This window comes from Amycolatopsis sp. NPDC104775, from assembly GCF_055583325.1.
In genome coordinates, this window is sequence record NZ_JBVJOE010000004.1 from 451,404 (window position 1) to 463,472 (window position 12,069).

The 12,069-nt window shown below is 70.3% G+C and carries 12 protein-coding genes; 4 read left to right on the forward strand and 8 right to left on the reverse strand.

Translation table 11 applies throughout. The features are described 5' to 3' along the window. Positions 1–361 precede the first annotated feature (361 nt). Positions 362–1,855, forward strand: coding sequence for a DUF4153 domain-containing protein (locus ACZ63D_RS20730; RefSeq protein WP_465355944.1), 1,494 nt, complete (start codon positions 362–364; stop codon positions 1,853–1,855). 6 nt (positions 1,856–1,861) lie between these two features. Here the strand turns inward: ACZ63D_RS20730 and ACZ63D_RS20735 are convergent, their stop codons facing one another. The 3 genes from ACZ63D_RS20735 to ACZ63D_RS20745 form a co-directional block, all read right to left on the reverse strand. Next, positions 1,862–2,713, reverse strand: a complete 852-nt coding sequence (locus ACZ63D_RS20735) for a hypothetical protein (protein ID WP_465355945.1) — start codon at positions 2,711–2,713, stop codon at positions 1,862–1,864. A 99-nt stretch (positions 2,714–2,812) separates the two neighbouring features. Then, entirely contained in the window at positions 2,813–3,184 is a 372-nt protein-coding gene (locus tag ACZ63D_RS20740; protein ID WP_465355946.1) for an SSI family serine proteinase inhibitor, read from the reverse strand. A gap of 28 nt (positions 3,185–3,212) precedes the next feature. Continuing rightward, positions 3,213–4,859, reverse strand: a complete 1,647-nt coding sequence (locus tag ACZ63D_RS20745; protein ID WP_465355947.1) for a PucR family transcriptional regulator — start codon at positions 4,857–4,859, stop codon at positions 3,213–3,215. 130 nt (positions 4,860–4,989) lie between these two features. Between ACZ63D_RS20745 and ACZ63D_RS20750 the strand changes: the two genes are divergently transcribed. Further along, a complete protein-coding gene (locus tag ACZ63D_RS20750; RefSeq protein WP_465355948.1) occupies positions 4,990–6,483 on the forward strand; it encodes a CoA-acylating methylmalonate-semialdehyde dehydrogenase in 1,494 nt (497 codons plus the stop codon). A 7-nt stretch (positions 6,484–6,490) separates the two neighbouring features. Here ACZ63D_RS20750 and ACZ63D_RS20755 read toward each other — a convergent pair whose 3' ends face one another. Genes ACZ63D_RS20755 through ACZ63D_RS20775 form a run of 5 tightly spaced genes read right to left on the reverse strand, consistent with a single transcriptional unit; the run spans position 6,491 to position 9,606 of the window. Beyond that, positions 6,491–7,003, reverse strand: coding sequence for a hypothetical protein (locus ACZ63D_RS20755; protein WP_465355949.1), 513 nt, complete (start codon positions 7,001–7,003; stop codon positions 6,491–6,493). Beyond that, the gene (locus tag ACZ63D_RS20760) at positions 7,000–7,578 is read right to left on the reverse strand and encodes a hypothetical protein (protein WP_465355950.1); all 579 of its coding nucleotides are present in this window, start codon (positions 7,576–7,578) and stop codon (positions 7,000–7,002) included. The genes ACZ63D_RS20755 and ACZ63D_RS20760 overlap by 4 nt, the downstream gene beginning before the upstream one ends. Beyond that, positions 7,575–8,792, reverse strand: a complete 1,218-nt coding sequence (locus ACZ63D_RS20765) for a PPE domain-containing protein (protein WP_465355951.1) — start codon at positions 8,790–8,792, stop codon at positions 7,575–7,577. The genes ACZ63D_RS20760 and ACZ63D_RS20765 overlap by 4 nt, the downstream gene beginning before the upstream one ends. Beyond that, positions 8,789–9,112 carry a type VII secretion target gene (locus ACZ63D_RS20770; RefSeq protein ID WP_465355952.1) on the reverse strand — a complete coding sequence of 108 codons (324 nt, stop codon included), beginning with the start codon at positions 9,110–9,112 and terminating at the stop codon, positions 8,789–8,791. Before ACZ63D_RS20770 ends, ACZ63D_RS20765 begins: the two co-directional genes overlap by 4 nt. Further along, the gene (locus tag ACZ63D_RS20775) at positions 9,112–9,606 is read right to left on the reverse strand and encodes a YbaB/EbfC family nucleoid-associated protein (RefSeq protein WP_465355953.1); all 495 of its coding nucleotides are present in this window, start codon (positions 9,604–9,606) and stop codon (positions 9,112–9,114) included. The genes ACZ63D_RS20770 and ACZ63D_RS20775 overlap by 1 nt, the downstream gene beginning before the upstream one ends. A 221-nt stretch (positions 9,607–9,827) precedes the next feature. On the opposite strand from ACZ63D_RS20775, the gene hrcA reads away from it, so the two are divergent. Together hrcA and dnaJ are read left to right on the forward strand one after the other, a co-directional pair. Continuing rightward, positions 9,828–10,853, forward strand: coding sequence for a heat-inducible transcriptional repressor HrcA (gene hrcA, locus ACZ63D_RS20780; RefSeq protein ID WP_465355954.1), 1,026 nt, complete (start codon positions 9,828–9,830; stop codon positions 10,851–10,853). Between the two features lie 51 nt (positions 10,854–10,904). Then, a complete protein-coding gene (gene dnaJ, locus ACZ63D_RS20785; protein ID WP_465355955.1) occupies positions 10,905–12,068 on the forward strand; it encodes a molecular chaperone DnaJ in 1,164 nt (387 codons plus the stop codon). Position 12,069 lies beyond the last annotated feature (1 nt).

Below are 12,069 nucleotides of genomic sequence, written 5' to 3' on the forward strand. Positions count from 1 at the left end.
CGTCCGGCGCGACGTTCTCGCAATTCGACCAGCCGACCGCGCCCGTCCCCGGACAGGGCACCGACCCCGGCGGACCGGTTCCGGATCGTGCCGCGGCCCGCACGGCCGCACTTTCGCAGAAGTCCGTGAGGGGAACCCTGACGGAATCTGATTCCTTGAGGGTTCCCCTCACGGACCTCCGAACCGAGCTGGCCGCCGAGAGCGAACTCGGCGTGGGTGCGGGCTCGGCCGGGCAACAACTGCGTCTCGGCCGCCACGCGCATGAGGCCTGCCCGGCGGGGCGAGGAATCCCCGCGCCCTGGCTGCTCCGGCAGACCGCCGCATCCACAACCATTTGCTATCGCTAAGAGAGAGGACTTCCATGTCCGAGCAGGTTCAGAAGCACCCCGCGCATGCCGTTCCGCCCTGGCTGGTGCAGGTCGTCCGGCAGCCGGGACCGAGGCCGTTGTTCGAGCGGGCCGAGGCCGCGGTACCCGGCGGCGCGAAGCTGGCCGCGCTGGCGGTCGCGGTCGCCGGGGCGGTCGTCGTGCCGGTGGACCGGCCGGGGATCGGCTGGGTGCTCGCCCTGCTGATCGCGGTCGTGGCGCTCCTGACGTGCGCGAAACTGTGCGGCAGACAGAAACGAGCCGCCAAGGCGAGACGCTGGCGGCAGGCAGCCTGGGCGGTGCTGGCGATCGCCCTGCTCGCGGTCGGAGCCGTGCGAGCGGCCGAGTGGTTGTTCGCGTTGTGCGCGGTAGGAGCAGCAGTCGCGGCGTCGCTCGCCGTGGTCGGCAAGCGGACGGTGCACGGCACGACGTACGACGTTCTCGCGGTGCCGCTCGAAGCGTTCCGCGCGGTGCCGTGGCTGCTCCGCCGGAGTCCCCGCACCGGTCGGCAGCGGGGACGGGTCCTCGGGCCGGTCCTGCTGTCCGGGCTGGTCTTGGTGGTCTTCGTGCCGTTGCTGGTCAGCGCGGACCCGCGCTTCGCGCAGTTCGTCGGCGACCTCGTCCCGGAGGTGCGTCCCGTCTCGGCCGGCCAAGCCGTGCTGGTGTTCGTCGTGGCCTTCGCCGCGATGGCCGCGACCTTCCTGATCTCCGCGGATCCCTTGCCGGAGCGGGAAAACCGGAACACGACGGTCGGCGACCGGCGCTCGTGGACGTCCTTGCTGGGCACTTTGGCAGTGCTGTTCACCGCCTACGTCGGCGTGCAAGCGACCGCTCTTTTCGGCGGCACGGACTACGTCCTCCGCACCGACGGCCTCACGTCGGCGGACTACGCGCGCGGCGGTTTCTGGCAGCTCTGCGCCTGCACGGTGCTGACTCTCGGCATCGTCGCCGCGGCACTGCGCTGGGCGCCGAAAGCCACGCGCGCCGACCGAACGGTTCTGCGGGCGCTGCTCGGTGCGCTGACCGTGCTGAGCCTGGTCGTGGTGCTGTCCGCGTTGAGTCGCATGTGGACTTACCAGCAGGCCTACGGATTCACCGTGCTGCGCCTGCTGGTGGAGGTGTGCGAGATCTGGCTGGGCGTGGTGTTCGTCCTGATCGGAGCGACGCTGGGCACGCTTCGCCCGGGCTGGCTGCCCCGCGCGGCGATCGCCACCGCCGCGCTGGCGCTGCTGGGACTGGCCGCGGCGAACCCGGAGGCGGCGATCGCGGACGCCAACCTGGACCGGGCGGAGCAGGGCAAGCCGCTCGACTTCCGTTACCTCAGCGGGTTCTCCGCCGACGTGGCCCCGGTGGTGGCGCAGCGCCGCCCCGACGCGGCCTGCCTCTTGCGGCCGCTCGCCCATTCCTTGCCTGACGACGCTTGGCCCGCCTGGAACTGGAGCCGTTCCCAGGCCAGGGAAATCATCCAGGAGATGCCGCTGTGCGCGTGACGGGGTTCAGTCGCGGGGCAGGGTCAGCCGCCAGTCGGCCAAGGGTTCTTCGGGCTCCGGGAAATACGTGTCGAGGTTTACCGCGCAGCGATGCCGCACCAGGTCGCGGCGTTGCGCCGGGGTCAGTTCCGTATCGTCGAACGGGTTTTTCTGGTCGATGTCCGCCTTCGCGTCGACGTTGAACCGATAGGCATCCTCGGTCAGGTAGTCGCGCCGGAAGTCGGTCTTCCATTGCGAGTTGTGGCCCCAGCCGTGCGATCCGTCGATGGTCGGCCGATGGCGGCGGAGAAACGACTCGTGCAGCGTCGACCGGTCCGCGATCCCGGCTTTCGCGTGGCGTTCCCCCGCTCGCACGCGGACACCGGCGCGGGCGAACAGCATCTCTCCGAGCATGAGACACGGCCACTGTTCGGCGGTGATCCCGATCGGCTCGTCTGGATCACCGCTCTGCTCGACGGCCGCGATCTCGTGGAAGAACGGATCGAACCGAGCCTCTTCGACCCGCCGCATGCCGAGTGCGGAGAAAAAGCCGACGTACTCCTCGACGGTGACCGGCACGTCGTGCCCGGGCAGGTGCAGGTGGTGCGCTAACGGCGTTTCGGCTCCGTCCGGAAGGCCGGGCTGGAAGCCCAGCACCAGGAGATCGCTGATCCGGCTGAGCGCATACGCTTGCTCGAGCAGATCGCCCCACACGTATTCCGTCCGCTGCCATTCTCCGCAGACCGCCAGCGGCGCGAGCATCTCGCGCGCGGCGGCGGCGTGCTCGTCGAGCCACGGGGAGAGCACGTCGGAGAACAGCGCCGAGCCGGGGTAGCTTTGCACCGCGAAGTACAGCTCGCGCAGGGTCGTCGGGGTCATCACGAGGACGCAGCCTAGGCACGACAGCGTCCGTTCCCCACCGAATTGCCCGCCGCGACAACCGATTCCGGGACCGCCGGAACCGGTCGCCGCCGGGCGCTAAAGCGCGAACACCCCGTTCGACTGGCTGTCCGCCGCGCACTTGTTCGGGTACGTCGCCCGGTACGTCACCGGCGTGCCGCGCCAGCTGCCCAGAGCCGTGACGTCCACCGGGGAGTAGATCATCGTGCACTTCTGCCGGTGCGGCGCGATGCGGGCGAAATCGCCGTCCACCGCGGCGAGCGTCGCGCAGGCGGCGTCGCGGTGGCGGTGCGTGCCGCCGGTGGGGTCGCAGGTCAGCGACGAGCTCGTGACGCGCCCGGAAGTCTCGTGCACGGTCAGCTGCATCGCGGACTCCGGGACGTGCGGCGCGGCCAGACCGCCGAACCCGATCAGGCAAGCGGCGACCGGAGCGAAAGAAGAGAACACCATAGGAGGGATATCGGCATTCCGGACCCGATCACTGTGCTCCACGTCCGGGTGGGTTTTCCTCGCTCGGACGGGTGGCGGCGCCGAGGTCGTACGCGAGCAATGCCACGTACAGCGACAGCATCGACTCCGGATCTTCCAGTCGCACTCCCAGCACCTGTTCGATGCGGGCGAGTTGCTGGTAATACGCCGTCCGCGAGGTGTGCGCGGCGACGGCCGCGGCGGACTTGTTGCCGCCGTGCGCGCAGTAATGCCGCAGTGCTGGAACAAGGCGGCTGCCGGAAGCGGCGTCGCGTTCCAGGAGCGGGCCTAGCTCTCGCGCGGCGAAGGCGTGTACGCGCTCGTCGTCGGCGAGAAGGTGCAGCAGGCCGCGCAGCCGAACGTCCTTGAGACGGTGCAACGGTTGGCCGTCGTCCTCGTCGAGGGCCGCGGCAGCGACGTGCGCGGCCTCGACCAGAGTGCGTTGTGCCTCAGCGGGTCCGGTGACAGTGGTGCCGACGCCGATGGCAGCTGGTGCGGAGGCGCGTGCGTCGTGGATGTCGGTGGCTAGACGCTGGAGTACCGCGTCGGCGTTGGCTTCCGGCGAGAGTGCGAGGAGCGCGCGTACGGCGGTCTCGTCCGTGGATACCAGCGCGGATACCTTCGCCCGACGCGTCGCGAGTGCGGTCGCTTCCGCCAGTTCGCGCAACAGCGGCGGCGTGGACAGCGTCGGTCGCGTAGTCGCGGTGACGCGCGGCCGTACCGCGAGGCCGACCAACTGCCGTCCGGTAAGCGGCACCGCGAGCGCGGAAGAGCGCGCGAGGATTTCGGCTGTCGGCGCGGGAGAATTCAGCAATTCGGTCAACACCGCGCGGTGTGCTTGCCGTTCGAGAGTGTTGGAGTCGCGCGTGACAAGGCGGTGCACCGCGAGCGCGGACGCAGCCCGTTCGGCGACCACCTGATACCGGTGCGGCGGCGGCTCGGCGCACACCAGCACCAGCCGTCCCCAGTCGTGCCCGCGCGCGCCGACCACGGTGACCAGCCAGCCTGCCGCCGAGTGGTATCCGGTGCGCTCGCCGACCTGCACCACCCGCGACCGCGCCGGCCAGCCGACCAGCAATTCGCCTGGATCCGTGCCCGCCGTGTCATAGGCGAGAACCTCGTGTTCCAGGGTTTCCAGCACGACCGGCTGTTCGGTCAGCCGGGCCACCTCGGCCAGCACCGCGGCGGGTTCGGCTCCCGCGACGGTCAACGAGGTGAACGTTTCGTGCACCCGCTCCGCCGCCCGAAGCTCGGCGAGCTGCGCGTCCACGATCATCCCGTTCACTGCCTCAGTCACCGCGACGTAGCGCGTCTCCCGCGACAGCGTCACCAGCGGCAGCCCGCGCTGCTCGGCCGCCGTCACGAGCGCGCGCGGCAGCCGGTCGTTCCAGTGCCGCACCAGTTCGACCACCAGGCCCGCGACGCCCACCTCGGCGAGGTCGGCGACGTACCGGGTCAGCGTCGCGTCGTCGTCGGGGAGCGCGACACCCGTGGTGAGCACGAGTTCTCCGCCGCGCAGCAGGTGCGCGATGTCGGCGACCTCGGCCGCGTGCGCCCAGCGGACCCGCCGTTCGAGCCCGGTGCTGCCCGCGACCACGCGCGGACACCCCTGGCGCAGCACCGGCAACGCGAGCGCCTCGGCGACGGTCGGGTACATCGGTCCCCCTTGCTGGCTGGCAGGGCACAGACTGTACGGCGGAGAGGGGTAGTCCGTACACGTTGTCGATGGCGGAGCCGGGCGCCTCGCCCGGAGACTCGTGAACACCCGACCGGAAGGAGCGGACGTCGTGACCGACCGCATCAGCCATTGGATCGACGGCAAGCCGGTCGCCGGCACCGGACGCACCGGCGACGTGTACGACCCGGCCACCGGCCAGGTCAGCGCGCGGGTGGACTTCGCCGGACCGGCCGAGGTGGACCAGGCCGTGGCGGCGGCGGCCGCCGCGCTGCCGGGCTGGCGCGGGACGTCGCTGGCCGGGCGCACGCGCGTGCTGTTCGCCTTCCGCGAGCTGCTCCAAGCCCGCAAACACGAACTGGCGAAGATCGTGACGAGCGAGCACGGCAAGGTCGAATCGGACGCGGCGGGCGAGATCGCGCGCGCGATCGAAAACGTCGAATACGCGTGCGGCGCGGCGCAACTGCTCAAGGGCGGGTTCAGCGAGAACGCCTCCACCGGCGTCGACGTCTACTCGATCGCACAGCCGCTCGGCGTGGTCGGCGTGATCTCGCCGTTCAACTTCCCCGCCATGGTGCCGCTCTGGTTCGTGCCGAACGCGCTGGCGTGCGGCAACACCGTCGTGCTCAAGCCGAGCGAAAAGGACCCGTCCGCGGCGCTGTTCATCGCCGAACTGCTCGCCGAAGCGGGCCTGCCGTCCGGCGCGTTCAACGTGCTGCAGGGCGACAAAGTGGCGGTCGACGGGCTTCTCGCGCACCCGGACGTCAAGGCGATCTCCTTCGTCGGCTCGACCCCGATCGCCCGCTACGTCTACGAAACCGGCACCAGCCACGGAAAGCGCGTCCAGGCGCTCGGCGGGGCGAAGAACCACATGGTCGTGCTGCCGGACGCCGACCTGGACCTGGCCGCCGACGCCGCTGTGTCGGCGGGATTCGGGTCGGCGGGGGAGCGGTGCATGGCGGTGTCGGTGGTGGTCGCGGTCGAGCCGATCGCGGACGACCTGGTGGCCAAAATCGCGGAGCGGATGGGGAAACTGCGCGTCGGAGACGGAAGCAAGCCCTCGTCGGAGATGGGACCGCTGGTCACCCGGGCACACCACGAACGAGTGGTGTCCTATGTGGACACTGGGCTGGCCGAGGGCGCGGAACTGGTGGTGGACGGCCGCGGCGTGGAAGCGGACGGCGCGGACGACGGATTCTGGCTCGGCCCCACGCTTTTCGACCGCGTCACGCCAAGTATGGCGGTGTACAGCGACGAAATCTTCGGTCCCGTGCTGTCCGTCGCACGAACAGCCAGCTTCGACGACGCGCTCGCCCTCGTCAACGCCAATCCCTACGGCAACGGAACCGCCATCTTCACTGGAGACGGCCGGGCGGCGCGCCGCTTCCAGAGCGAGGTCGAGGTCGGCATGGTCGGCGTCAACGTGCCCATCCCGGTTCCCGTCGGCTACTACTCCTTCGGCGGCTGGAAGGACTCCCTGTTCGGCGACACGCACGCGTACGGGCCGGAGGGATTCCACTTCTTCACGCGGAAAAAGGTGGTCACGTCGAGGTGGCCGGACACTTCGCACGCGGGGGTGAACCTGGGGTTCCCGAAGAACTCCTGAACCGGATTCACCACACGCCGTTCTCGCCGACGATGCTCGCCACCGAGCCGCTGTTCCCCAGCAGGCACACCGCGACGACCCGCTCGGCCGCCAGCCGCTTGCCCCGGGCCGGATCGACCCGGAGGGTGCGGCCGCCCGCGCGGAGCTGCCATTTCTCGACGGTCCCCGGACCGCGCGGGGTGTGCTTGAACCCGACCGGGTAGTCGTCGGTGATCGGGCCGGTGCCGAAATCGTGCACCGGCCCGGGGACGACCGTCAGCGGCGCGCGGTATTCGGCGAACTGCCGCCTGCCGAACCGGATCGCCAGCGCGACCACGACCACGGCGACCGCCGTCGCCACCAACGCGGACGCCGTGAAGCCGGAAGTGACGAGCGCGACGACCGCGATCGTCACCTCGATCGCGACGAACACCCAGACCGCCCAGAAGAACCAGCCCAAGACCACCCCGCGCTGGCTTGGGTGCAGTCTTCCGGCGAGATTGGCGGCGGCGACCTCGCCGGGGTCGGCCTTCGCGGTCACGCCGCGACCACGTTCACCAGGATCTTGCTTCGCGGAGTGAGGATCGCGGCGTTCGTGCGGTTGCCGAGCACTCGCTGCCGCAGGTCGTAATCGAGCCGGTGGGACTTCCCCCGCACGACGAAATAGGTGAATGTCATCCGCTCGGTGACTTCGTACAGGTACATCGCGTGCTGCCCGCCGGACGGCGCCTTGTGCACGTGGCCGTAGTCGTACGTCCACCCGCGGACTACGTCGAGCTTGCCGCTGCGCACCTCCGCCAGCCGCCGCCAGGCGACCCGGCCGGGGACGACCGCGAGCGCGAGGAAGAACACCGTCAGGAGATACACCTGCCAGTTCAGCGACCAGTACGACACCGGCGGCAAACCGACGTCGGCGTGCACCGCGTTGAGGCTTCGCAGTTCGTCGCCGCTTACCCCGATGACGATCGGCGCCAGGATCGCTGCGGCGACGAACAGGATGATCCACACGACAGCCATCGAGAAGCCCGCGTTCAGGACCATTGTCCGCTGAGACGGGTGCAGGCGGCCTTCCCGGTTGGCCTGGTCGGCGGCTGCCTGCACGGTTTCGCTGCTCACTCTCCAGTGCCGCCTTCGCCGCCGCCCTCTGCTTTCTCGTGCTCCTTTTCGTAGGCCTCGGAGCCTTCGGAGTACCGGTCGTACTGCTCGTTCTCCTGCCGCCGGGCTTCCGCGCCGACGCCGACGGTGTCCGCGCGATTCCAGCCCGGGACTCCGTCGCCTTCGCGCCACTTCTTCTGGTTCAGCACGCTGCGGCCGTCCTCGGAGTAAGCCTCGCCCGCGCCCTCGAAGTGCTCGCGGCCCGGCACCTTCTCCTTGACGTTGGTGGTCCAGCGCTCAGCCTTGTCCGCGGCGCTCTCGGCCTTGCCCGCCTGCTTGAGCTCGCCCGCCTTCTTCTCGAGACCCGCCGCGATGTCGACGCTCTTGTCCGTGATCTTGCCCGCGGCCTTCCCCGCCTTCCGCAGCGCGTTCGCGGCCTGCTCGATCGCGGCCTTCGACTTGCCCGCGCTCTCCGCGAGCTTGTCCAGCTTCTCCACGACCTTCGCGATCCGGGTGCCGATCTTCTCCGCCAGGATCCCGCCTTCGACGACGGTGTCGGCGATGAACGCGGCGATCGTCCCGCCGAAGGTGCACCATGACGAAGCGAGCGCGGCGAGGCCCTTGATGATCAGCTCGCCGACGAACGACGAGATCATGTCGCGGATGAGCCCGCGCTCCGTGCCGACCAGCGCGGCGGCGACGTTCATCCCGGTGGACGCACTGCTCGCGTGCCCGGCCGCGCCCCGCAGCGTGTCCGCGTAGTCTTTCGCGGTCTTCTGGTACGCCTCTCCGCCCTGGCCCTGGAAATCCGGGGCGACCTTGCTCGCGGCCTGCTCGTACTGGTCCGCGCTCTCGTTCAGCTGCTTCGAGATGTTCGACCAGGTCACGGCCTTCGCGGTGACTGCCTCCGGATTGCCCGCGAGCTGGTCGAGGCCCTCCTTGAGGAAGCTGATGTGTTCGATCAGCCAGCCGACGCCCGCGCTGGCCAGCGTGCCGAGCGGGTCCATCGCCGCGCCGAGCAGGTCGAGGCCGTCGGTGGCGACGTCGACGGCGAGGTTGCCCCAGTCGCCGTGCCGGGCGTCGGTGAGCGTGGCCGCGACGTCGTTGAGCATGCCGGAGCCGGACGTCTGGGCGTTGAGGTTGTCCAGCTCGTTCGGGGACGACCCCATGTTCGCGGTCAGGCCGCCCGGCGACTCCGACTTCGCGACCAGCGGGTTTTCCTGCGTCTCGGTCATTCCGGCAGCTCCTTGCCGAGACCGTTGATGTGCCCGACGGTCTGCTTCTCGTGGTTGTCGTAGTGATCGTGCGCCTGCCCCAAGCGCTCGGCGATGTCGTCGGCCGTGTCCGCCACGTCCTTGACGAAGGAGGTCGCCACCGACATCCAGATCTGCAGCGGCATCGCGAACACCTGGCCGACGAGGCCGAACGCGTCGTCGCCGAACGACTGGCCGGACTCGGTCGCCTGCGCCGCGGTGTGCACCCCGGCCGCGATGTCCTCGACCTCGCCCTTGTGCGCGCGCAGCGCCGGGAGGTCGACCTTCGATCCGTCCGCCATCAGTTCCTCCCGAGGAACGAGCCGCCGCCGTAGTAGTCGTCGTCATCCGTGGGGTCCGGGGCCGGACGGGCCGGACGCGCGGGCCGGGCGGGCGGCGGGGCGGGGGAATCTTCCTGCGCGTCGAAGAATTGCGGCTGCGGCGTCGAAGGCGGGGCCGGTTCCTCCGGGATTTCCGGTTCCGGGATCTGTTCTTCGAGGAATTTCATCGCGTCGCTGTGCTCGCCGATCACCGGTGCCATGATCGTGGTCAGCTGCTGTGCGGCCTGGGCCTGGGCGCGCCGCGCGGTGGCCAGCACGGCGGCCGCGAGCGCGGTTCGCGGCATCTCGTCCGCGCGGGAGCCGAACTGGAGTTCCTGCAGCGCACCGGCGGTGTTGACAGTCGCGGTGACCGCCCCGTCCGGGCTCGTCGCGGTCGCCGACACGTGCTTCAGCCGTTCCCGCGCCTCCGCGGCCCGCTGCCGGATTTCGGCGATTTCGGGAGAAAGTGCCTTCATGTCGGCCACTGCTTTCGGATCGAGTGGTTCATGGTCTTTCCGAGGCAGAAAACCCGCTTCCGGTTCCCCGTGCAAGCGAAGTTCCGAGTTGCCCGGTTCGTCGCTATTAAAAATTGTTTGCCCGCCTTTTACCCGGCCCGGTCCGGACCGGAGGGCGCGCTGGGCACTCCCGGGTCCGTAAACTCGTTGTGAGGAGCAGGAGGACCGCGAAGGAGGTGCCGGTGGCGAACACGGAAGAGCGTCGCTTCGAGGTGCTGCGCGCGATCGTCGCCGACTATGTGTCGAATCAGGAGCCGGTGGGGTCGAAGTCGATCGTCGAGCGGCACAACCTGGGGGTTTCCAGCGCCACCGTGCGCAACGACATGGCCGCACTGGAGGAAGAGGGGTACATCGCCCAGCCGCACACCAGCGCCGGGCGGATCCCGACCGACAAGGGGTACCGGCTGTTCGTCGACCGGCTGTCGGAGATCAAGCCGCTGTCGGCGGCCGAACGGCGCGCGATCACCACCTTCCTCGACTCCGGCACCGACCTCGACGACGTGCTGCGCCGGTCGGTCCGGCTGCTCGCGCAGCTCACCCGCCAGGTCGCGGTCGTGCAGTACCCGATGCTCACCAACACCGTGGTGCGCCACCTCGAGGTGGTCCCGCTCACGCCCGCGCGGCTGATGCTCGTGCTGATCACCGACTCCGGCCGCGTCGACCAGCGCACCGTCGACCTCGGCGACGTCGTCACCGAGGAGACCGTGCTGCGGCTGCGCACCGCGCTCAACGGCGCGCTCGGCGGGCGGCGGCTGGCCGACGCGGCGGCGAACGTGGCCGAACTGCCCGAAGGCGCGGCCCCGGACCTGCGCGACCACCTCACCCGGATCTGCACCACCCTGGTCGAATCGCTGGTCGAGCACCCCGAAGAGCGGATCGTGCTCGGCGGCACCGGCAACCTCACCCGCAACGTCGCGGACTTCCCCGGATCGCTGCGCCAGGTGCTCGAAGCGCTCGAGGAACAGGTGGTGGTGCTGAAGCTGCTCGCCGCGGCCCGCAACCCCGGTGCGGTCACCGTGCTCATCGGTGAGGAAAATGAGGACGAGCAGATGCGCAGCACCTCGGTCGTGTCCATCGGCTACGGCCGGGACGACATGCTGCTCGGGGGGATGGGCGTCGTCGGGCCGACCAGGATGGACTACCCGGGCACGATCGCGGCGGTCCGCGCGGTCGCCAACTACGTGGGGCAGATCCTGTCCGGCCGCTGACCGGCGGCAGGCCGGGGACGCGGCGGAACACGAAGGAGAAGGCAGAGCAACGTGGCGAGGGACTACTACGGGATCCTCGGGGTGGCCAAGAACGCGAGCGATCAGGAGATCAAGCGCGCGTACCGCAAGCTGGCCCGCGAGCTGCACCCCGACGTGAACCCGTCGGAGGACGCCCAGCACCGCTTCGGCGAGGTGACCACCGCGTACGAGGTGCTCTCCGACCCGCAGAAGCGCAAGATCGTCGACCTCGGCGGCGACCCGATGGACCCGGGCGGGCGCGGCGGCGGGGGCGGCGACCCGTTCGCCGGCTTCGGCGGGCTCGGCGACATCATGGACGCCTTCTTCGGCGCGGCCGGCGGGGGCGGCGGACGGGGCCGCGGGCCGCGCAGCCGCGTGCAGCCCGGCTCCGACGCGCTGATCCGGCTCGGCCTCACCCTCGAGGAGTGCGCGACCGGCGTCGACCGCGAGATCACCGTCGACACCGCGATCGTCTGCGACCTGTGCCGCGGCGCGGGCACCGCCGAGGGCACGACCACCAAGACCTGCGACACCTGCGGCGGGGCCGGCGAGGTCCAGTCCGTGCAGCGGTCGTTCCTCGGCCAGGTCGTCACCGCGCGCCCGTGCCCGGTGTGCCGCGGCTTCGGCGAGGTCATCCCCGACCCGTGCCGCCAGTGCGGCGGCGACGGCCGGATCCGGTCGCGGCGCGGCGTCACCGCGAAGATCCCGCCCGGCGTCGGCGACGGCATGCGGATCCGGCTGTCCGGACAGGGCGAGGTCGGCCCCGGCGGCGGCCCGGCGGGCGACCTCTACGTCGAGATCGACGAGGCGCCGCACGAGGTGTTCGTCCGCGAGGGCAACGACCTGCACTGCAACTTCCGCATCCCGATGACCACCGCGGCGCTCGGCGCGACCGTGCCGATCGCCACGCTGGTCGACGGCGACTACGAACTCGACATCGAACCCGGCACCCAGCCCAACACCGAACTGGTGCTCACCGGCAAGGGCATGCCGCGGCTGCGCTCGTCCGGCCGCGTCGACGGGCGCGGCGACCTGCACGTGCACATCGACGTCGTGGTGCCGACCAAACTCGACGAGGCCCAGCGCGAACTGCTCGTCGACCTCGCCCAGCAGCGCGGCGAAGAAGTCCCGACGCTCGCCGCCAACGGCAGCAAGCACGGCGGCCTGTTCTCCAAGCTCCGCGCGAAGAACCGCTGAC

Coding starts and splice junctions, on each gene's coding strand:
- ACZ63D_RS20730 (WP_465355944.1), top strand. CDS start 362: ATGTCCGAGCAGGTTCAGAAGCACCCCGCGCATGCCGTTCCGCCCTGG.
- ACZ63D_RS20735 (WP_465355945.1), bottom strand. CDS start 2,713: ATGACCCCGACGACCCTGCGCGAGCTGTACTTCGCGGTGCAAAGCTAC.
- ACZ63D_RS20740 (WP_465355946.1), bottom strand. CDS start 3,184: ATGGTGTTCTCTTCTTTCGCTCCGGTCGCCGCTTGCCTGATCGGGTTC.
- ACZ63D_RS20745 (WP_465355947.1), bottom strand. CDS start 4,859: ATGTACCCGACCGTCGCCGAGGCGCTCGCGTTGCCGGTGCTGCGCCAG.
- ACZ63D_RS20765 (WP_465355951.1), bottom strand. CDS start 8,792: ATGACCGAGACGCAGGAAAACCCGCTGGTCGCGAAGTCGGAGTCGCCG.
- ACZ63D_RS20770 (WP_465355952.1), bottom strand. CDS start 9,112: ATGGCGGACGGATCGAAGGTCGACCTCCCGGCGCTGCGCGCGCACAAG.
- ACZ63D_RS20775 (WP_465355953.1), bottom strand. CDS start 9,606: ATGAAGGCACTTTCTCCCGAAATCGCCGAAATCCGGCAGCGGGCCGCG.